The 805-nt window shown below is 71.7% G+C and carries 1 protein-coding gene; it reads right to left on the bottom strand.

Annotated elements, in window-relative coordinates:
* Window positions 1-102 precede the first annotated feature (102 nt).
* On the bottom strand, window positions 103-805 hold a 703-nt coding region (locus tag HUK84_RS20830; RefSeq protein WP_176641882.1), incomplete at its 5' end, for a FecCD family ABC transporter permease.

The following is an 805-nucleotide window of genomic DNA, read 5'->3' as shown; positions in this document are numbered from 1 at the left end:
CCAGCAGCGCCACCAGCTCGCCCGGGCGCAGCGTCAGGGACACATCCTCCAGCACCCACCGCCCCTGCCGCCGGAAACCGACCTGCCGCGCCTCCAGCCCGCTCACTCCGCCCACCCCCGGCGGACCAGCCGCAGCACGCCCACGAACAGGCACACGCTCAGCAGATCGACGATCAGCCCGACCGGCACTTCCTGCTCGGTCAGCACCCGCGCCAGATCGTCGCACAGCAACAGGAACGCCCCGCCCAGACAGGCGCTCAGCGGCAGGACCAGCCCGTTGCGCGGCCCGGCCAGCAGCCGCGCCGCATGCGGAACCATCAGCCCGATCCATCCGATCATCCCCGCCACCGAAACCGTCAGCGCCGCCAGCATGCTGGCCACCGCGATCACGCCATGGCGCAACAACCCGACCGGCACCCCCAGGGTCCTGGCCTCGTCGTCGCCCATCGCCAGCGCGTCCAGCATGCGGCCGCAGGCCGTCAGCACCGCGATCCCGCCCAGCACCGGGGGCGCGGCCACCATCAGGTCGCGCCATCCGACCTGCGTCAGGCTGCCCAGCAACCAGAACACGATATCGGGCAACTGCCTGTCCGGATCGGCAACATATTTCAGCGCCGACAGCAGCGCGGTGAAGAAGGCGGTACTCAGCAGCCCGCCGAAGACCAGCATCAGCATCGATCGCACGTCGAACAGCCGGGCGATCCCGGCCCCGGCCGCCACCGCCAGCACCCCGCCCAGAAAGGACAGGACATGGATGCCCGCCGGTCCGGCCCCGGCGACGATCCCCAGCGCCGCGCCGAACCCG

Origin of the sequence: Nguyenibacter vanlangensis (genome assembly GCF_013376155.1) — a bacterium.
Taxonomy (GTDB): Bacteria; Pseudomonadota; Alphaproteobacteria; order Acetobacterales; family Acetobacteraceae; genus Gluconacetobacter; species Gluconacetobacter vanlangensis.
This window is presented reverse-complemented; position numbering and strand designations above follow the sequence as displayed.